At 53.3% G+C, this 20,349-nt stretch carries 19 protein-coding genes; 2 read left to right on the forward strand and 17 right to left on the reverse strand.

Annotation, left to right across the window (positions count from 1 at the left end; translation table 11 throughout):
* Positions 1 to 14: 14 nt before the first annotated feature.
* The 5 genes from GHH_RS09350 to GHH_RS09370 all read right to left on the reverse strand — a co-directional run bounded on the left by GHH_RS09350 (position 15) and on the right by GHH_RS09370 (position 4,172).
* A complete protein-coding gene (locus GHH_RS09350; protein ID WP_015374945.1) occupies positions 15 to 1,427 on the reverse strand; it encodes a glycoside hydrolase family 1 protein in 1,413 nt (470 codons plus the stop codon).
* 26 nt (positions 1,428 to 1,453) lie between these two features.
* The gene (celB, locus tag GHH_RS09355; protein WP_015374946.1) at positions 1,454 to 2,773 is read right to left on the reverse strand and encodes a PTS cellobiose transporter subunit IIC; all 1,320 of its coding nucleotides are present in this window, start codon (positions 2,771 to 2,773) and stop codon (positions 1,454 to 1,456) included.
* A 15-nt stretch (positions 2,774 to 2,788) separates the two neighbouring features.
* Positions 2,789 to 3,121 (reverse strand): PTS lactose/cellobiose transporter subunit IIA, encoded by a 333-nt coding sequence (locus GHH_RS09360; RefSeq protein WP_015374947.1) that lies wholly within the window; start codon positions 3,119 to 3,121, stop codon positions 2,789 to 2,791.
* 1 nt (position 3,122) lies between these two features.
* A complete protein-coding gene (locus GHH_RS09365; RefSeq protein ID WP_013145220.1) occupies positions 3,123 to 3,434 on the reverse strand; it encodes a PTS sugar transporter subunit IIB in 312 nt (103 codons plus the stop codon).
* A 432-nt stretch (positions 3,435 to 3,866) separates the two neighbouring features.
* A complete protein-coding gene (locus GHH_RS09370; protein WP_015374948.1) occupies positions 3,867 to 4,172 on the reverse strand; it encodes a MerR family transcriptional regulator in 306 nt (101 codons plus the stop codon).
* Positions 4,173 to 4,352: 180 nt separating this feature from the next.
* On the opposite strand from GHH_RS09370, the gene GHH_RS18265 reads away from it, so the two are divergent.
* The gene (locus GHH_RS18265) at positions 4,353 to 4,568 is read left to right on the forward strand and encodes a Fur-regulated basic protein FbpA (protein ID WP_015374949.1); all 216 of its coding nucleotides are present in this window, start codon (positions 4,353 to 4,355) and stop codon (positions 4,566 to 4,568) included.
* Complete coding sequence (locus GHH_RS19175; RefSeq protein WP_015374950.1) at positions 4,528 to 4,665, forward strand: hypothetical protein; 138 nt, start codon at positions 4,528 to 4,530, stop codon at positions 4,663 to 4,665. The genes GHH_RS18265 and GHH_RS19175 overlap by 41 nt, the downstream gene beginning before the upstream one ends.
* A gap of 226 nt (positions 4,666 to 4,891) precedes the next feature.
* On the opposite strand, the gene GHH_RS09375 is transcribed toward GHH_RS19175, so the two are convergent.
* From GHH_RS09375 to GHH_RS09430, 12 genes are all read right to left on the reverse strand, one after another.
* Positions 4,892 to 6,094: a NarK/NasA family nitrate transporter gene (locus tag GHH_RS09375; RefSeq protein WP_015374951.1), complete on the reverse strand. Its 1,203-nt coding sequence runs from the start codon at positions 6,092 to 6,094 to the stop codon at positions 4,892 to 4,894.
* Positions 6,095 to 6,292: 198 nt separating this feature from the next.
* Positions 6,293 to 8,440, reverse strand: a complete 2,148-nt coding sequence (locus GHH_RS09380; RefSeq protein WP_015374952.1) for a molybdopterin oxidoreductase family protein — start codon at positions 8,438 to 8,440, stop codon at positions 6,293 to 6,295.
* 11 nt (positions 8,441 to 8,451) lie between these two features.
* Positions 8,452 to 8,754, reverse strand: a complete 303-nt coding sequence (nirD, locus tag GHH_RS09385) for a nitrite reductase small subunit NirD (protein WP_033006119.1) — start codon at positions 8,752 to 8,754, stop codon at positions 8,452 to 8,454.
* A gap of 221 nt (positions 8,755 to 8,975) precedes the next feature.
* Complete coding sequence (nirB, locus tag GHH_RS09390) at positions 8,976 to 11,402, reverse strand: nitrite reductase large subunit NirB (protein WP_015374954.1); 2,427 nt, start codon at positions 11,400 to 11,402, stop codon at positions 8,976 to 8,978.
* A gap of 340 nt (positions 11,403 to 11,742) precedes the next feature.
* Positions 11,743 to 12,147, reverse strand: a complete 405-nt coding sequence (locus GHH_RS09395) for a DnaA N-terminal domain-containing protein (RefSeq protein WP_014195972.1) — start codon at positions 12,145 to 12,147, stop codon at positions 11,743 to 11,745.
* Between the two features lie 18 nt (positions 12,148 to 12,165).
* A complete protein-coding gene (locus GHH_RS09400) occupies positions 12,166 to 12,567 on the reverse strand; it encodes a thioesterase family protein (protein ID WP_015374955.1) in 402 nt (133 codons plus the stop codon).
* Between the two features lie 221 nt (positions 12,568 to 12,788).
* A complete protein-coding gene (locus GHH_RS09405) occupies positions 12,789 to 13,976 on the reverse strand; it encodes an iron-containing alcohol dehydrogenase (RefSeq protein WP_015374956.1) in 1,188 nt (395 codons plus the stop codon).
* Between the two features lie 75 nt (positions 13,977 to 14,051).
* Positions 14,052 to 15,086, reverse strand: a complete 1,035-nt coding sequence (locus GHH_RS09410) for a nitronate monooxygenase (RefSeq protein ID WP_015374957.1) — start codon at positions 15,084 to 15,086, stop codon at positions 14,052 to 14,054.
* 294 nt (positions 15,087 to 15,380) lie between these two features.
* Positions 15,381 to 15,548, reverse strand: a complete 168-nt coding sequence (locus GHH_RS19520) for a hypothetical protein (protein ID WP_223810916.1) — start codon at positions 15,546 to 15,548, stop codon at positions 15,381 to 15,383.
* A gap of 249 nt (positions 15,549 to 15,797) precedes the next feature.
* On the reverse strand, positions 15,798 to 17,297 hold the full coding sequence (gene xylB, locus GHH_RS09420) for a xylulokinase (protein WP_015374959.1): 1,500 nt from the start codon (positions 17,295 to 17,297) through the stop codon (positions 15,798 to 15,800).
* Between the two features lie 13 nt (positions 17,298 to 17,310).
* Positions 17,311 to 18,648: a xylose isomerase gene (xylA, locus tag GHH_RS09425; RefSeq protein WP_015374960.1), complete on the reverse strand. Its 1,338-nt coding sequence runs from the start codon at positions 18,646 to 18,648 to the stop codon at positions 17,311 to 17,313.
* Between the two features lie 92 nt (positions 18,649 to 18,740).
* Complete coding sequence (locus GHH_RS09430; protein ID WP_041470495.1) at positions 18,741 to 20,348, reverse strand: glycoside hydrolase family 43 protein; 1,608 nt, start codon at positions 20,346 to 20,348, stop codon at positions 18,741 to 18,743.
* Position 20,349 lies beyond the last annotated feature (1 nt).

The following is a 20,349-nucleotide window of genomic DNA, read 5'->3' on the forward strand; positions in this document are numbered from 1 at the left end:
GCCTTTTCTTTCACTTAAAACCCATTGTTTTCCGCCACTGTTTTCAACCAGTAGCCGCTCTTTTTAATCGTCCGTTTCAAATGATTGTCCAGGTCAACAGCGACCAATCCGTACCGATTTTTGTAGGCATTCGTCCACGACCAGTTGTCCATAAATGTCCAAAGGTGGTATCCTTTCACATTGACCCCTTCTTCAATCGCGCGATGCACCCATTTTAAATGCTCGCGAATAAATTCAATCCGGTAGTCGTCATGAATCATGCCGCTTTCATCACGAAACCGTTCTTCTCCTTCAACGCCCATGCCGTTTTCGGAAATAAAGCACTCAATGTTTCCATAGTTTTCCTTAATATTGATTAAAATATCATAAATTCCTTTTTCATAAATTTCCCAACCACGATACGGGTTCATTTTCCGCCCCGGCATGGCATAGTAGTCGAAAAACCGTTCAGGCAAAAACGGGGCTTCCGGATTTGGCATATTTTCTTTCGCCTTGACGCGGCGCGGTTGATAGTAGTTGATGCCAAGCAAATCGATCGTATTTTCTTTGATAAGTTCGCGATCGTTAGCTTTCGTCACAGGCAAAAAGCCGTATTCATCCAACAGCTCGATTAAATCTTGCGGGTATTCTCCTTTTACCGCAGGATCCAAGAAACTGCGGTTAAACAACAAATCAGCGATATGCGCCGCTTTCACATCAGCCGGATGTTGGCTGCGCGGATAAGACGGCGTTAAATTCAAAATAATGCCGATCTTTCCACCCTGTATCGCCGCCCTGCGGAAGGCGGCAACCGCTTTGGCATGGGCGATCATCGTATGGTAAGCCACCTGCACGGCGCGGCGGAAGTCAACTACATTCGGATAGTGGAAATCGTACAAATACCCGCCTTCTACAGGGACAATGGGTTCATTGTGCGTAAACCATGTTTTCACCCGATCGCCAAACAGTTGAAAGCAAAGGCTGGCATAGCGGGCATAAGCATCGATAACCTCGCGATTTTCCCATCCGCCAATGTTTTGCATCACCAGCGGCATATCAAAATGGTACAAATTCACAAACGGTTCAATCCCATTCGCCAGCAATTCATCGATGACCGCATTGTAAAACCGCACCGCCTCCGAGTTGACCTCACCAACCCCATCCGGAATCAAGCGCGACCATGAAATGGAAAACCGGAATGAATTATGGCCGATCTCCTTCATTAACGCAATGTCCTCTTTGTAGCGATGATAAAAATCAGATGCCACCTCCGGGCCGACGCCTTGAAAAAAGCGGTGAGGCTCTTGTTCATACCAATGATCCCAAATGTTCTTCCCTTTCCCCCCTTCGTTTGCCGCTCCTTCGATTTGCGTCGCGGATGTCGCACTCCCCCACCAAAATCCGGCAGGGAAACGATATGTGATTGGTTGCTTCGATTGTTGTTCCATCGCGATTCACCTCATTTGCTGTATCGTTATGATGCACTTTTCGCGGCGTCTTGCCCCTCTTCCCGCTCTTTTTGCAAATTCATCCGGTCAATGAACTTTAAGAATGGAAACCAAATGACAAGCACAATCAAGAAGTTGACCACTTGCAGCAATCCGCCGGCCAGCGAGTTCGTCGCCATAATGCCGTTGATGAAAATCGGCACCGTCCATGGCACCGCTACGCCGTTAGGCGGCGGGACAAGGCCTGAGGACATCGCCAAATACGTCACCAACGTAACGACCATCGGCGCCAAAATCCATGGGACGATGACGAGCGGATTCATCACAACCGGCAAGCCGAAAATAATCGGTTCATTGACGTTAAAGATTCCCGGCCCAAGCCCGAGCTTCGCCACCTGCTTCATTTGCTTGCTCTTCATAAAGAGCAAGATGGCGAAAATGACAGCGAGCGTCATTCCCGTTCCGCCCATGCCGACCGTGTAAATTTCAATAAACTGTTTGCTGACGACATGCGGAACTTCCCCCGTTTTTGTATACGCATTTAAGTTTTCGAGCGACAGTGTGTTCCAAATCGGATCCATCACCGAGTTAATGATGATTTGCCCGTGCAGCCCGAAAAACCACAAAATTTGCGTGACAAAAATCGCGATCATCGTTGCAATAATGCCGCTTCCCAGCCCGACAAGCGGAGCTTGCACTGCATTGTAAATCACATCATGCATGTTAGTTTTAAAAATTTGTGTTACAATAATGTTGACGACGAGGAAAAAGGTCAGGGTGACCACCGCCGGAATCAACGCCGCAAACGACTTCGCAACCGCCGGCGGCACCCCGGCCGGCATTTTGATAGTAATATTTTTTTGCACAACTTTCCGGTAAATCTCCCCAGCGAGAAAGGCCGTAATCATGCCAAGAAACATCCCTTTTGCCCCTAGTCGGTCGAGCGGGATGACTCCTTGCACAGCCTCTTTCCCCTCAACCTGCAAAACGAATGGCGTCAACAAGAGAAAAGAAGCTAACGCGATCGCACCGCCAAAAACCCCTTCGACTTCATAACTTTTCGATAAATAGTAGCCGATGCCGAATACAACGAAAATCGTCATCACGCCCATCGTTGCATTTGGAGCAACGCCGAGCATCTCCTTGAGTGTATTGAGGCTGTTTTCACTCATCACCTTGTCCAAAAACGGCAAGTTAGCGATGACGACCGCGATTGAACCGAAAATCGTCAACGGAAACGCCAACATAAAGGCATCGCGCAACACTTGTAAATAACGGCTATTGTTCAACTTTCCCGCGATCGGAACGAGAATTTTGCTTAGTTTTTCGAATAATGCTTGGTTCATGCCGCCATCCTCCCTTCACACGTTTCGTTCCTTCAACAGTGCGAGCATTTCTTTTACAATCTCTTTCATCGCCAGCGTTGACATGACATGGTCTTCCGCATGCATGAGAAGCAATGTAATATTGGGTTGCTCGCCGCCAGCTTCTTTTTGAATAAGTTGAAAATGAACATCATGAGCTATGCTTAAGTCTTGCTCTGCTTCTTGGATCAGCCGTTCCGCATCTCCGACTCGTCCTGTCCGGTATTCACGGATGGCTTGGACGATTTTGCTGCGGGCATTGCCGCTATGCAAAATCAACTGGAAAGCAACTTGTTCATTGGTGAGTTGATTGACATCGATTTTTTCCATCTTATTTGTCCCCCATCAATTTTAATGCCTGCTCATACACTTTTTTGCCATCCGCCATCCCATAAGCCACCATGTCAATGACATCGACTGGAATGCCATATTTTTGCGCTTCTTTTTGCAATTCCCCTTTCAAAAAGCTCATTTGTGGACCAATAAGGACGACATCAGCTTTGGCCATCTCTTTTTTCGCCTGATCTTGGCCGACCGCCCAAATCTCTGCCTCCTCACCGACGGATTTGGCATACTCCTGCATTTTAGTCACTAGCAAGCTTGTCGACATTCCAGAACTGCACGCCAATAAAATCCGTTTCATGGTTCATTCCTCCTCTTTGCATTGAGTAAAACAAATGATATCGTTTTCAATTTAAATTATATACATTTATATTTATTTGTCTAGTCATTTAATAAAAAAGATTAATATTTTTAAACCAACCTTTTGATCCTGCAACAAAAAAAGCGCGCACGAATCTCTGTGCGCGCCAAGCAACTATGCTCTTATGATTGGACAAACGCCGCTGTGTTTACATCCTGTTGGCACACGGCCAGGCGGTTTTCCGCATGCTCTGCTTCCAAGCAGGGATGCATCCAAAATTCGAATCTGTCCGAACCCCTAGAGGGCTGGTGATTTAGTACAAAAAGTTGCTGATCCCAGACGTTTTTCAATTAGAGAAACCTTGCGAGGCCATCTTTCTTTTTTGGCGAAATGCCGCTGATTTGCGCGTGACAGCCATTTTTCACCTGCCTTCTAGGAACGCATCCGAAAATGCGCATTCATTTGCCCTTTCAACATCCGCTCGCGCAGCTCTTTCGTCATTTCCTGACGGATTTCCCACGTCGATACCCCTTCCTCGCGCTGATTGGCGATTTTCATCAACTGCTCCACATCGGCGAACGAATATTTGCGGATGCCTTTCGAACGGTCAGGGAACACCAGCTTCCGTTCCTCGTAATAACGAATTTGCCGCTGCGACAGCCCGGTCAGTTCACTGACAACCCCGATCGAAATGACTTTTTTGTATTTGTAGTGATCTTCTTGCGGATGAGCTGTCATACTCCTCACCTCAATTCGTTATATTTTCTAACGTAATTATACAAAAAATGATGTTAGCCCGCTAACTTTTGTAAATAAAATTAACATATTTTTTAAATTTCCTGTAAATGTGCTTAACACATTTGCTGTATGCTGAAGAAAAAGATGATATGGTAAAGGTAAAAACAGGGAGGGAATCGAATGGGGACATGGATGAGAAGCGCCGTGCGGAAGAAAAAGCAATTTTACATCGAACGACTGATGCAGTTCGGCTTAGCCGCCGACCGCGAGCGTCTCGAAGAGTGGACAATGGCCGAACTGCGCCGCGAATATGAACGATTCCACCCCGCCCAGACGATCGAAGGAGGACGCCGCCATGGACAAACAAGCCCTCGAACTGGCCAAGCGCATCATTGAACTTGACCTCGAGCGCGATGCGATGTTTGAACAGCTGATCGCCCTCATCGGCAATCAAGCGGATGAGCTGCTTCGATTTTTGCAAAATCGATTATAAAACGATCATGCGAAAGTGCCCTGAATTTCTTCACGGGCACCTTTTTTCACCCTCATTCTTCAATAGAAATCCTTCCGAAATCAGCGCCAAGGCTGGAAAAACTTAAGAAACGCCGCGAACCCCCCCCTCTTTGTCAACCTAAAGAAAGGACTGTGTTCCACCAGTTTTTTCGTTCAATCAAACGATTTCCTTTGAAAGTTTGCAGCGTCTCTTTGGGTTACCCTATTCATTCTGCTGCTTTTTGAGAGAACGATTCGACCGCAACCGTAGTTCCTTGAAGGCGGCGAGCAGCCATTACCGCGGCCATGAAAACGAAGACCAGCATCCAAAACCCATACGCCGAAGAACCGGTCCACTGCTTCATCACCCCGAGCACGTTCGGCAGCAAAAACCCTCCCAGTCCGCCAGCGGCGCCAATGATGCCCGTCAACAAGCCAACCTCTTTCGGAAACCACGTCGGAACAACTTGGAACAACGCACCGTTCGCCGCGCCAAAACAAAGGAAAAGAGCAACCATCAATCCGAACAGGACGAAAAGAGACGGCAATGTACCGATGCAAGCCAGCAACAAAGTCCCAGCGGCAAACAACAAGGAAAGAAGCCGCATTCCCCCGATCCGGTCGGCGATATAGCCGCCAATCGGCCGGATGAAACTGCCCGCAAACACGACGGCGGTGACGAAATCGCCGGCCGTGACTTTGCTGACGCCGTATTCATCAAAGAAGAAAATGCCCAAGTAACCCGTCAGCCCGACAAATCCGCCGAATGACAAGCTGTAGAAGAAACAAAACAGCCATGCTTCTTTTCGACGGAGAACGGCTCCGTATTCACGCAACGAAACGGGTTTCACCGCTGTTGGACATTCACGCGCCAGCCAAGCGAATAGAAAAAAGACAACAACTAGCGGGACGAGCGCCAATCCGAACACCGCGTTCCACCCATACGCCTCCGCCAGCCGCGGGCCAAACAGCGTTGCCAGCACCGTCCCGCTGTTTCCGGCCCCAGCGATCCCCATGGCCAGCCCTTGATATTCTTTCGGATACCAGCGGCTCGCAAGCGGCAACGCAACGGCAAAGCTGGCTCCGCCCACCCCTAATAAAAATCCGAGCGCATACACATCCGTCATCTGATCTGCAAACCGCCAGCCCCACACAAGCGGCATAGCCGTCACCGCCATGCCAAGCAGACCGGCCCGCTTCCCGCCCCAGCGGTCGGCGAGCATCCCCATCGGAATGCGAAGCAGCGCCCCGCCCAACACGGGAATGGCGACCATCATCCCTTTTTCCGCCGGCGTGAGCGCAAACGACTCAGCGACAAATACACCAAGCGCGCCAAGCAAGTTCCAAATCATAAAGCTGATATCAAAATACAAAAACGACGATAAAAGCGTCGGCGCATGCCCGACGCGCCAAAACGATTTTCTCGCCATCTTCCCCCAACTCCCCCTTGGCACAGAATGTTCGTTATGTTAAAATGGAAATGAAAGCGATTTCTCCACCTACTTCCCGCCGTATTGCCGGGAAGTTTTTTTCTTATGGCGCGTCTCGGTCCGCGCGCCCCGCTGGGGATGATTCCCCGCCGCGGACGGAAAAGAGAGCGCTTTTTCCGGCGAAATGAACCACACAAGTCAATTTCTCCCTAAATCGACCACTGGCCGCACCCGAGCTGCGCACCGCTTAAACGCCGGCATGCGGCAATGCGGATCGAGCTCATCGGATGTGACGTTGTTGATTTGCCCAAGGCCGCTCCAGTGGAACGGGACAAAAATCGTATCCTCGCGAATTTGGTCATTGTATCGGCTGCGGACGACCGCCGCACCGCGGCGCGTTTCAATGCGCACAAGCATCCCTGGGCCGATCCCGTATCGTTTGGCCGTCCTCGGGTGGATTTCCACGACCGCCTCCGGCTGCCGCGCCGAAAGCGCCGGGCTCCGCCGCGTTTGCGTTCCGCTCAAATAATGAGCAAGCACCCGTCCGGTCGTTAAATAAAGCGGATACCATTCATCCGTCTCCTCTTTCTCCGGCCGAAACGGCAAAACCGCAAACCGCGCCTTGCCGTCCGGATGAGCAAACCGTTCCGTAAACAACCGAGGAGTCCCAGGATGATGCGCATCGGGGCAAGGCCAGTAGACACGTTCGCGCCGAAGCCGCTCATACGTCACACCATAATAGTCCGCTTTGCCGCCGCGGCTCGCCAACCGCAGTTCATTGAAAATCTCTTCGGCTGACGTGAACGGGAAGAAGCGGCCCTTGCCAAGCTTGTGCGCAATCGCGCATAAAATTTCCCAATCATGTTTCACCTCCCCAGGACGCTTCCGAGCCGCCGGCCGAAAGCACACCCGCCCTTCGACGTTCGTCACCGTGCCTTCGTCTTCCAAATACGACGAAACAGGCAGCACGAGATCGGCCAGCTCGGCTGTTTCGGACAAAAACATATCCGCAACGACAAGAAACTTCAGTTTTTGCATCGCTTTGGCCACAAACGCCGCATTCGGGCTCGAGACGACGGGGTTCGACCCCATGACCAACAGCCCGGTGATCTCGCCCGCATCGATCTTTTGCATCATTTCATACGCTGACACCCCCTTTCGCGGCAGCTCATCCGGCGCAACGCCCCATACGCTTGCGATATACCGCCGGTGTTGCGGATGCTCAATGCTTCGGTAGCCCGGCAGCTGATCGGCTTTTTGTCCATGCTCGCGCCCGCCCTGCCCGTTCCCTTGTCCGGTGATCGAGCCAAACCCAGAGCCAGGACGGCCGATGTTTCCGGTTGCCAGCACGACGTTGATCCACTGTCTGACCGCCGCATAGCCGTCCGTCTGCTGCTCCAAGCCGCGCGCCGTGAGCACGATCGCATCGGCCGCCTCCCCGTACTTTCGCGCCGCCAAGCGAATCTTCTCTTCCGGCACGTCAGTCAGCCGGACGATCTCATCCATCTCCACTGCTTCTATGTGCTGTTTCCATTCGGCAAACCCAACCGTCCGCTCGCGCACAAACGCTTCATCGATATATCCTTCGTCAAGCAGCACTTTCCCGATGCCGACGGCCAGCGCCGCATCCGTTCCGGGCTTGAGCGGCAGGTGCAGATCCGCCAACGCCGCCGTTTTCGTTTCCCGCGGATCCACCACGATGATAAAAGCGCCGTTCTTCTTCGCTTCGTAAACATACGGCATCAACGTCGGCTGGCATTCGGCGACATTGGTCCCAGCCAAAATGATCGTCTGGGCGAGTGGAATGTCGGAGAGCGGATTCGTCAACCCGCGGTCAAGACCAAACGCGTCGTTCATCGCGGCCGCGGCCGCCGACATGCAAAAACGGCCGTTGTAGTCGATGTGCCGCGTCTTGAGCGCCACGCGGGCAAATTTCCCGAGCAAATACGCCTCCTCGTTCGTCAAGGATCCGCCGCCGTAAACAGCAAACGCATCGACTCCATCTTCCTTCTGAATGGAGATGATTCGTTCCGCGATCAGCGAAAGCGCCTCCTCCCAACGGACCCGCACAAACCGGCCGTCCACTTTCGCAAGCGGAACCAACAGCCGCTCGGGATGCAAAGCGTGCTGGTGGGCGTTCATCCCCTTTAAACAAAGGCGGCCGTTGGACGTCGGGTTGTCGGTCGGGACCGCCTTGTAGCGGCGCCGCTCTACAATCCGCTCCTCCACCAGCTGAAGCGTGCACTGGACGCTGCAAAACGGACATTGCGTCGCGGCAGCCGTTTCTGACGCCCGTTCTTTTTCCTTGGCGCGAAAGTAGCGCAGCAATTCGTTCGTCATCGCCATTCCCCCGCTTCCTACAGCTCGACATATACCAAGCCGTCTTTCACCGCCGCGCGGTACGTTTTGACACACCCTTCATCCGGCGCCTGTGCCTGACCGTCTCTTAAGCAAATTTTCCAATCATGAAGCGGACAAAACACATACTCGCCGCTGACAATGCCTTGCGACAGATCACCTCCTCTATGCGGACAGCGGTTTTCAACGGCAAATACTTGATCGTCACCCGTCCGGAACAACGCCAGCTCACGATTCCCGACCCGCACGCATTTTCCGAGCCGCTTCGGCAGCTGTTCCAATGTTCCCACTTCCACCTTCATCCTCTCTTCGTCCTCCCCCTGCATCGATGTCTGATCCTGTTTGGCCATTCCTTTACAAACTTTCATGAACAACAACGTAAAATCGTCGTTTCGCAAACGAAAACCTCGTTTCCGGCTGGACGATGGCCATCATTTCCCTCTCTTCGTTCCAGCATTGATCCTAACCCATGATCAATCCAGGCGGCGGAACATCAACTTTTTCCGCCCGCCGTCATCCCCCTTCATTCCACCGGCACCGGCTCTTTGTCGCCGATATCGCGGAACAACAGTTGCTGCAGTCTCTCGTTTTCGACGATGTCCCGCCACGGATCTGTTGTCGCGGAAAGAGCTTTGTGAAGCCGCTCAAGCAGCGCGCGGCGCGTTTCCACATCGAACAACACTTCGCCGATATGCTCGAGCCCGACGCGCTCCACCCATTTGGACGTCCGTTCCAAATAATGCGCGGACTCGCGGTAATATTGCAAAAAAGCACCAGTCATCTCGATCACCTCGTCTTCCGTCTTGACCGTGCAAAGCAAGTCAGCTGCACGCAAATGGGTGCCGCCGTTGCCGCCGACATAAATCTCCCATCCGCCCTCGACGCCGACGACGCCGACATCTTTAATGCCCGATTCCGCACAGTTGCGCGGGCAGGCGGAGACGGCCATTTTCACTTTATGCGGCGTTTTCAGCCGCTCAAATGTTTGTTCCATCCGAATGCCAAGCCCGGTCGAATCTTGCGTGCCAAAGCGGCAAAACTGCTTGCCGACGCACGTTTTCACCGTCCGAAGCGCCTTGGCGTAGGCGTAGCCTGACGGCATGCCGAGATCGGCCCAAATGCGCGGCAAATCTTCTTTTTTCACCCCAAGCAAGTCAATGCGCTGCCCGCCGGTGATCTTAATCATCGGCACGTTGTATTTTTCCGCGACATCAGCGATGTTCCGCAGCTGTTCGGCTGTCGTCACCCCGCCATATATGCGCGGCACAACGGAGTACGTGCCGTCGGCCTGGATGTTGGCGTGCAGCCGCTCATTGACAAACAAGGATTCCGCTTCTTCATCGTACTCGCCCGGATACAACATGCCCAGGTAATAATTGAGCGCCGGACGGCATTTGGAACAGCCTTCCTCGTTTTTCCATCCCAATACACTCATCACTTCTTTGACCGTCATCAGCCGTTTTTCTTTGATCGATGCAATCACTTCCTCACGGCTTAGGTCCGTGCAGCCGCAGATCGTTTCTTTCACCGCATACCGGTTCGCTTCTTCACCAAGCATATGCTCAAGCAGCTCGGCGACAAGCCCTTTGCATCCGCCGCACGAGCGAGACGCGTTCGTATAGTCGCGCACCTCGGCGACCGTCTTAAGCCCGTGTTCGGCAATCGCCTGACAAATCGCGCCTTTTGTCACCCCGTTGCAGCCGCAAACCACATCGGTGTCGGCCATCGCCGCCGCAAGGCTTCCCTTCCCGCCTAAAGCGGCTTGGGCAAACAGCGACAGCGAGAGCGCCTCAACCGAATCGCCGCGCTGGATCATATCGAACAGCTTTCGACCTTCGCTCGTATCGCCAAACAGCACCGCCCCAACGATTTTCCCTTGGCGAACGACGACTTTCTTGTACACCGAGCGTGCTTCGTCATACAGTTTGATCGACTCCGTCCCTTCGCCATCCATAAATTCACCAGCCGAGAACACGTCGACACCGGACACTTTCAGCTGAGTCGCAACGACCGATCCTTCATACGGCTTTCCTTTTCGGCCGCAAATCGCCTCTGCCAGCACTTTCCCCTGCTCATAAAGCGGAGCGACGAGCCCATACACAACACCGCGATGTTCCGCGCATTCACCGACCGCGTAAATGTGCGGCACGCTCGTTTCCAAGTAGTCATTGACAACGATTCCTCGATTCACTTCAATGCCGCTTCTCCGCGCTAAATCAACATTCGGACGAATGCCGACCGCCATCACCACCAAGTCGGCGGCAATGGACGTACCGTCCTTAAACCGCACTCCCTCCACACGGCCGTTACCGAACAATTCGGCCGTCTCCTTGCGAAGCAAAACGTTCATCCCTTGTTTCTCCAGCTCCCGCTGCAGCAGCTTGGAAGCGGTCGGATCAAGCTGGCGTTCCATCAAATAGTCGAAAATATGGATGACATCGACATCCATTCCTAAGTGAAGCAGGCCGCGCGCCGCCTCCAAGCCAAGCAAGCCGCCGCCAATGACCGCCGCTTTTTTGTACGTCTTCGCATATTCGATCATCCGCTCGCAATCTTGGATATCGCGAAACGCCGTCACCCCGGGCAAATCCGCCCCCGGCACCGGCAAGATAAACGGATTCGACCCTGTCGCGAAAATCAATTCATCGTATTCGACTACCCGCCCACGGTCGGTCCGGACAAGCCGCCGCTTGATGTCGACTTCCGTCACCGTTTCGCCGGCAAACAGCCGAATGCCGTTTCGTTCGTACCATTCCCAACTGTTCAACGTAATGTCATCAAGGCGCGTATCTCCTTGCAGCACCTTCGACAACAAAATGCGGTTATAATTCGGATGCGGTTCGCTGCCAAAAATCGTGATCTCAAACGCCTCGCGGTCAAGTTTTAAAATCTCCTCGATGCAGCGAACCCCTGCCATGCCGTTGCCGATTAACACGAGTTTTCGTCTCACGTCGCCATCCCTCCATCTTCGTTACCTTGTTTATCGTCATCGATGCAGCCAAAGCCAAATCGTCATCACCAACAGCTCCCATAATCCGACCGTTCTTGTTCGCATCACCCTCACAATTTCCCCTTTGCCTTGGCTGTGCCCATCATATCACGTCAAACATGAAGCATGCATTTTTTATGTGAGATTATATAACGCGATTTTAACAAAAAAACATATAAAAAATCAGATTAATATACGTATTTGTCGGAAATATGTAACTTTTTATAACATAAAAAAGCGACCTTCCGCTTGATGGAGCGGAGGCCGCTTCTTGTTGGAGGTTTGCTCGTTAAGGGGATCATCAGTGAATCGGACGGGATTCCAGCAGTTCATCGATGATGCGCGCGTAGTGGTCAATGCGCCGCTCCAGCTCCTCCATCTGCCGCTCAAGGCGGGTGACGTATTGACGGAAGGTCATCGGAGCGCCGAATCGCTGTTCGAGCCGCTCTTCGATTTTCTGCCGCTCGCCGTGGACAGAGACGAAGATGCGCATCTCGCGGCCGAACACTTCGCGGACGGTTTCACTGATGAGTTCGCCGTATCTTGTTTGCAGCCATTCACATTGAATGTCGTTGAGGCATTCGATGATGAGCCAATCGTCATCCACCGTCGCCGACGTCGAGGCAAACCACGTGTCAAACGACGGGCCGGGCAGCTTTTGCGCAAGCTTCGTTTTCACTTGCTCCCAAAGATGATGCTCCTTCACGCACTCACCCCCTTTCGTCTACTCGCCTGGCTGCCATACATGTTCGCGCAATTTCGCCCGAATGTCATCCGGAATCGGCTCGGGCCGCCGGGTGTCAAAATTGAAATTGACATACACCGCCCGCCCTTTGGCGCACACCACCCCGTTTTGGTGGATTTCTTCATAAATCGTGAGGCTTGTGTTGCCGATGCGTTCAATGCCGGTATACACGGTCACATCTTGCCCATAATACATTTGGTTGACATAATCGACTTCCATACGGATGATCACCATCCGCCAACGTTTGAATGACAAATCAGGCGTAAACAGCTTGAAAATTTCATGCCGCCCCGCTTCAAACCAAACGGGCACGGTCGTATTGTTAATATGGCCGACGCCGTCCGTCTCCGACACACGCGGCGTAATGACAGTCGTAAACATAAACGCTCTCCCTTCACAAGAACTGGAATCGTCTTTTGTCGAATTTAGGGGACTTATGTATATGAGTTCGCTCCACGATGTGGAAATTCCTGCTTCACCATCAAGAAAACGTGAAAAACGTCACCCCTTGAGCGGAAGGGGATCCAACCTGAGGAGCGAGACCCTATTTCCAACAGCCAAAGAAAAAACAGGAGCCTGAAGCAGCCCCTGTTTTTGTGTTCTCACTGGTTGTTCGGTTCCACGATCGCCCCGGCAAACGCCGCTTGGTAAATCGCGCGGATGTCGGCTTCCAAAAGCGGCATCGGACTGCGGGCGAGCAGCCGTTTTTGCTGGACGGCGTCCTTCGTCAGACTTTCTAATGCGCTTTCCGGAATGCCAAAACCGCCGAGCGTCTTCGGAATGCCGACATCGGCGACGAGGCGCTCGAGCTCCTCGACGCAGCGGCGCGACGCCTCCTCCTCTGATAAAAAGCTTGAGTTGCCGCCAAGGGCGTTTAACATGTCCGCCATTCGTTTCGTGCAGCTTTGGCGGATGTAGCCCATCACATACGGCAAGAGCACGGCGTTCGATTCGCCATGGGCGATATGAAACTGCCCGCCAAGCGGATACGCGAGCGCATGCACGCCCGCCACCCCGGCGTTGAAAAACGCCAAGCCAGCCAGGTAGCTGCCGTTCGCCATATCGATGCGCGCCTGTTGGTCCGCTCCATGTTCCACCGCCTTGCGCAATGAGCGGGCAATGAGGCGCATCGCCTGAAGCGCCAAGCCGTCCGACGTCAGGCTCGCGTTGACCGACACGTACGCCTCGACCGCATGGGTGAGCGCATCGATCCCAGTCGCCGCCGTCACCCGCGGCGGGACGGAAACCGTAAGCTGCGGGTCGACGATCGCCACATCGGCCAGCAAGTAGTCATGCGTCACGACATCTTTCGTCGTGTCTAGCGACAAGACGGAGATGTTCGTCACCTCCGACCCGGTGCCTGATGTCGTCGGAATCAATATTTTCGGCAATCCTTTTTTCTCAAGCGTTCTCGTCCCCGTCAAGTTTAAATACTCGGCGACCGATCCTTCGTGGACAGCCAGCACCGCCGCCAGCTTCGCCAAATCCATCGCGCTGCCGCCGCCGACCCCGATGACGAGATCAAACTCTCCGCCGCGGGCAAACGCCACCGCCTTTTCCCCCGTTTCAAGCGGCGGCTCCGGCACAACATCCGTATACACATGCACGCTGCATCCTGCTTGCCGGAGCGGGGACGTCACTTGCTCGACGAGGCCAATTTTTTCAAGCGCTGGATCGGTGATCACCAACACGTGTGTGCCCCCAAGCCTTTTCACTTCCGGAACTAACTGCGTAAGCGCCCCCCAGCCGACATAGCTGAGCGGTGGAAAGACGATGCGGGATGCGGTCATGGTTTTCTCTCCCCCTTATTCAACATTTTTTCGGAAGAATGAACGCGTTTTCTTTCCATCCGCATAACCAAACTCCTATGCTCGCCAAGCTTCCTCGAGCTCCCTCTTCAGCTCTTCGACAAGCTCCGCCGCCGGAAGCTCCCGCGCCAACCGATATCCCGTCCCGGCCCAAAGCGACATTCCTTCCGGATCGCCCGCCTTGGCGGATGCGGCGCGCAGCGGCTTCGTCATATGGTGCACATGCGGATACGCCGCCGGCGCCATGGCGCGATACTCCGCCATAAACCGGTTCACAAGCCCGCGCGCCGGCCGGCCGGTAAACGCCCTCGTCACGGCCGTCTCCACAAACCGCGGATCGACAAGCGCCTGCTTATGAAGCGGATGCGCCCCGCTTTCCGGGCAGCGCAAAAACGCCGTCCCGAGCTGCACCGCGCTCGCCCCGGCTTTAAGCGCCGCCGCGATGCCGCGCCCATCCATGATCCCGCCCGCCGCCGCGAGCGGAACCCGGACCGCCGCCCGCACTCGGGCCAGCAGCGGAAACAACTCAAGCGCCTCATCTTGTTCCGGATCGTTGCCAAACGACGCCCGATGCCCGCCCGCTTCCTCCCCTTGCACACAAAGCGCATTCGCCCCAGCTTCGGCTGCCATTTCAGCTTCCTCCACCGCCGTGACCGTCACGATCACAAACGATCCCGCCTTTTGCAAGGCAGCGATCACTTCTTTGTCCGGGCAACCAAATGTAAAGCTCACAACCGGCACTCGCTCCTGAAGAAGCACATCAAGCTTCGCCGCCCAGTCGTCGTCCTCCCATTTCGGCTCGCCGACTGACGCCCCAAACCGCTCCGCCTCCGCCGCCAGTGCTACACGGTACCGTTCGACCGCCTCCTCATCCACTGTTTTGTCCCCCGGCACAAACACATTTACCCCAAACGGCCGATCCGTCAACGTCCGCAGCTCGTGAATTTCCTTCCTCATGGCCTCCGCTGTCTTGTACCCGCCAGCCAAAAACCCAAGCCCTCCGGCGTTCGACACCGCCGCGGCCAGCGCGGGCGTCGACACTCCGCCTGCCATCGGCGCTTGAATGATCGGGATGGGAAGTGTAGAGAACATGTGTATCTCCCTTCTTTCAGCTAAAACCGTTTTGCCCCTCTCCTATTTTTTTCGCGCTTTGTGCAGGGATTTCCTGCCCCTTGGCAAACGAATCTTTGCGTCTGACGATGCCAGCAGCTACCCGGCCAGCATAGTCCGTTTCACACCTCAAATACTATTATCAAAAAACAGATGTTATCCGCTATCAAAAAACAGATGTTATCCGCGGTTCGATCAATAGACGGACACGAACCATGTCCAATCGCTGTTCCCCGGCGTCCAACAAACGGGCTGCTTGTTTGTGCATTGGTCGCTTTATTCAACATCTTTTAACAAACGGCTGGCCACTTCGATAAACATTTTGCCGTCCTCAAACGAAAAATAGCGCATGCTGTTTTCATGGACAAGTTCTTCGATTTTTGCCCATGTCTCCGTATCGCTGCGATGATGGATGCGTTCGAGTTTCTCTACTTCCAACTTCAAGGCACGAACCACCCATTTCGGCTCATCCGCTAGAAATTGCAACAGCTGTTCTTCCAATCAGCATTATAAAACGTCTGATTGTAATACGAGTCAAAGAAATATTGAAGATGTTCAAATTCTTTTCGAATGTCCATGTTTCGCTTCCCCCTTTTCAGTTCTTCTTTCAACAAGCATGGCGTGTTATCCTGCCCCGTGGCCTGATCAAACAAAAAACTCCCCAAACCATCCACTGGTTTAGGGAGTTTGTCGTCACGGCCGAAACGCTTTTAACCGTTTGGCCAGCTCTTTTGTGTGCGGATACATCTCTCGATAAATGGAAAACAGCTCTTTGTACTTGGCGACCGCATCCGGCCGCGGTTCGACGACGGATTCGACTTGTTTGAACGCATCCGCGCATTGCTTGAGCGAATCGAACCAGCCGACGCCGCAGGCCGCGATCATCGCGGCGCCGAGCCCCGGCCCCTGTTCGTTTTTCAGCTTCTCAACCGGCAGGCCGAAAATATCAGCTTGGATTTGCAGCCACTCGGCGCTTTTCGCCCCGCCGCCGATCGAGACGACCGAGTCGATCGTTTTGCCGCTCGCTTTGATGATCTCCACCGACTCGTTGAGCGAGAACGTAATCCCTTCCATGACCGCGCGGGCGAAATCCCATTTCGTCTGCCGCGAGTCGATGCCGATAAACGACCCGCGAATATCGGCGTCCGCATAAGGCGTCCGCTCGCCGACCAAATACGGCGTAAACAACAACCCGTTCGCACCGATCGGCGACTCGGCAGCGCGCTGGACGATCTCGGCAAACGGCACGTCTTCCGCAAACGTCCGCTTCCACCAGTCAAAGCTGTAGCCCGCCGCCAGCGTCACGCCCATGATATAGTAAGCATTTGGCTCGGCATGGTTGAAGTAATGCACTCGTCCAGCGAAGTCTTTTTCCCCACTTTGTTCATAGGCAAGCACAACGCCGGACGTGCCGATGCTTGACATCATGCGGCCTTCTGCCAAAATGCCCGCGCCAACCGCGCCGCAGGCGTTGTCCGCCCCGCCGGCAAACACTTTCACCGATACCGGCAGCCCCGTCTGCTCGGCCACCTCCGGGCGCAGCGTCCCGACGAACGCCGTCGCCTCGACAAGCGGCGGGCAAAGCGTGAGATCGACGCCGACCGCACGGGCGATCGCCTCGCTCCACGTTTTCGTTTTGATATCCAACAGCAGCGTCCCCGCCGCATCCGATACATCCATCGCCATGTGCCCGGTCAAGCGGAAGCGGACATAATCTTTCGGCAACAAAAACACCCGCGCCTGCTCGTAAAGGTGGGGTTCATGGTTTTTCACCCACAGCAGTTTCGGCAGCGTAAACCCTTCCAGCGCCTCATTTTTGGCAATGGAAAGCAGCTGGTCGCGGCCGACCTTTTCTTCAATTTCCCGACACTCTTCCGTCGTTCGCGTATCATTCCACAAAATCGCGTTGCGCACGACATTCCCGTCGCCGTCAAGCAACACCAGCCCATGCATCTGTCCGGAAAAACTAATCCCCGCGATCGACTCGGGGGAAACGCCCGCCGTCTCCCAGACGCGGCGCAGTGCGACGATCGTTTTTTCCACCCAATCGTCGGGGCGCTGCTCGCTATAGCCGGAATGCGGCTGGTAGAGAGGATAGGACTCGGTCCATTCCCCTCTGACTTGCCCATTGCGGTCGACAAGCAACACTTTCACCGCACTTGTTCCTAAATCGACGCCAATGACATATTCCACGCTCATCCCTCTTTCACGAACGAGATCCACTCGGCGCGCTGACTTCGAGCAAATATTGATTCAGCAACGTTTTCAAGCGCTCAAGACGTCCGGACGTATTGCGAATGTCGCCAAGCTGCAACGCGTATTGCTCCAGCTTGTGGAAGTCCGCCGTTCCTTCGACGATCTCGCGGCCAATGCCTTCCGTATAGCTTTTGTACCGCTCTTCGATGAACTGTTCAAACACGCGGTCTTCCAGCAAGCGATGAGCGACTTTCAAACCAATCGCAAAGCTGTCCATCCCGGCGATATGGGCGTAGAACAAGTCTTCCGGTTCAAACGAACCTCTCCGCACTTTCGCGTCAAAGTTCAAGCCGCCGCGCCCAAGGCCGCCGTTTTGCAAAATTTCGTACATCGCCAAGGTCGTCGCATACAAGTCGGTCGGGAATTCGTCCGTATCCCAGCCAAGCAGCGTATCACCTTGGTTCGCATCGACCGAACCGAGCATGCCGTGGATGCGGGCGACGCGCAGCTCATGTTCAAACGTATGGCCAGCCAACGTCGCATGGTTCGCTTCGATGTTGAATTTGAAGTAATCCTTGAGCCCGTACGTTTGCAAGAACGCCAACGCCGTCGCGACATCAAAATCGTATTGGTGCTTCGTCGGCTCTTTCGGCTTCGGCTCGATCAAAAACTGGCCGTCAAAGCCGATTTCTTTCGCATAGTCGACCGCCATGTGCAAGAAGCGAGCCAAATTGTCAAGCTCCAGCTTCATGTCCGTGTTCAGCAGCGTCTCATAACCTTCCCGGCCGCCCCAAAACACGTAGTTTTCCGCTCCGAGCCGTTTGGCGATCTCCAACCCTTTTTTCACTTTCGCCGCCGCATAGGCGAACACATCGGCATTGCATGACGTTGCCGCCCCGTGAACGAAGCGTGGATGGCTGAACAAGTTCGCCGTATTCCACAGCAGTTTCGTTTTGCTTGTTTTCATGTACTCTTCAATCATATCTACGATTTCATCCAAGTTTTTGTACGTCTCGCTGAGCGTTTCCCCTTCCGGCGCGATGTCGACGTCATGGAAGCAGAAAAACGGAACGTTCAGCTTTTCAAACAGTTCAAACGCCGCCTCCACGCGCGCCTTGGCCAAATCCATGCCGCTGTATTTGTCCCACGGGCGAATCATATTGCCGACGCCAAACGGATCCGATCCATCCCCCGTGAACGTATGCCAATACGCGACCGAAAAACGCAAATGCTCCTCCATTGTTTTGTCGCCGACTTTTTCTTCCGGATTATAAAACTTAAACGCCAACGGATTGCGCGACTCTGGTCCTTCATATGGAATGGTGCCGATATTCGGGAAATACGCCATGTCCAAGTCCTCCTTAAATAAGCGAGAATGATTTGTTTCAGTTTTATTATAACGCTTTCATATTTGTTTGTCTATCATATAAACAAAGTATTCTATAATTCTTTGTACAAAAAATAGTCAAAATCCGCATAGTTGTTTTGCCCCGAACCGTCCCGACAATGCATGCCCACAAACGCCCCGGTAAACGCAGCCCGGCTTTTGATATAGTCATCCGACAGTTTATATGATTCAAACGTGACAGGAAGATCAATCCAATTCATTCCATCGAAAGAATAAGAGTATTTGTACGTTGTCGCTTGCACGGTTACCCGTAAATACACATACTCAACGTCATCAGGAACGACAATCTCCCGTCCCCGCAACGGTTGATCAACCACGAGATGGTCGCATGTCATCAATTCAAGAATCCGTCCTTTTTCCTCATGCCATGTGATTTGAAGCGTCGTCCAGTTTTGCGTATTGTAATAGTTTACTAGACCAGCCGATTGCTGAAAGGTTGTGGGGCGAAAGGACACTTTCGTCTCGGCAACAAAATGAAAGTGCTGCCATCGTCTGGCGACAAACGCCTGTGTAAACCGGGAAGTAAGCGACTCTCTTCCGTACAGCCGCAAATGTCCCGGACGAGCCTTTAAGGTAGCGATGTCTTCCCCTAAAGGAATTCGTAATGTTTGAAAATGGTGATTTAATGTATCACCATCAAAATCATCTTTTTCATCGTAATCTTTTTCCCACGGAACTTCCTCAACGTTCGGCCCGTCGATTTCTAACGAAGGCCCGTTTCCTCCGACCACATAGGGCCATCCATCTTTCCATTCAAGCCGCTGAATCGCTGTTTCACGTCCGAGCGGGCAATAGCCGCGGTGTTCCAGCAGCGGCTGCCCTTCTCTTGGCAACGGCCGACCAGTTAAATGAACAAGAAACCATTCGTCCGTATGAGTATGGACAATCGACGCATGGCCGGCCTTTTGCAGCGGATTGCGCGGGTAAAGCCAAGACGTAATCAGCGGATTGTCGGGATGCACCTCATACGGACCATAGAGAGAGCGCGACCGGGCAATCGTCGCCGCATGGTTGTACCGCGTTCCCCCTTCCGCCGTCAATAAATAATAATAACCATTGATTTTATACAAATGCGGCCCTTCTGTAATTCTTAAGTCCGTTCCTTTGAAAATAATTTTCGGCTCACCAACCAATTTTTTCTGTTCCACACTGTATTCTTGAAGCACAATCCCGTAAAACGGATGATGGCCGACGCGGTGATCCCAATACATATTCACCAAGTATTTTCTTCCGTCCTCATCGTGAAAGAGAGACGGGTCAAACCCAGAGCTATTTAAATAAATCGGATCCGACCACTCGCCATCGATCGTGTCGCACGTCACAAGATAGTTGTGCCCATCCTTCCACTGGCCTTCGACAACTTTCACATCCGTATAAATGAGCCAAAACTTCCCGTCGCTGTACGACAAATGCGGCGCCCAAACGCCCCCGGAATCCGGGTTTCCGATCATATTCAATTGGCTTAACCGATTCAATGGCCGCGCCACCAAACGCCAATTCTTTAAATCTTTCGAATGGTAAATTCTCACCCCCGGAAACCACTCAAACGTCGAAACCGCAATGTAATAGTCGTCTCCCGCCCGGCAAATGGATGGATCGGGATGGAAGCCGGTTAAGATGGGGTTTTTGATTTTCAACACT

Origin of the sequence: Geobacillus sp. GHH01, from assembly GCF_000336445.1 — a bacterium.
Classification (GTDB): domain Bacteria; phylum Bacillota; class Bacilli; order Bacillales; family Anoxybacillaceae; genus Geobacillus; species Geobacillus zalihae.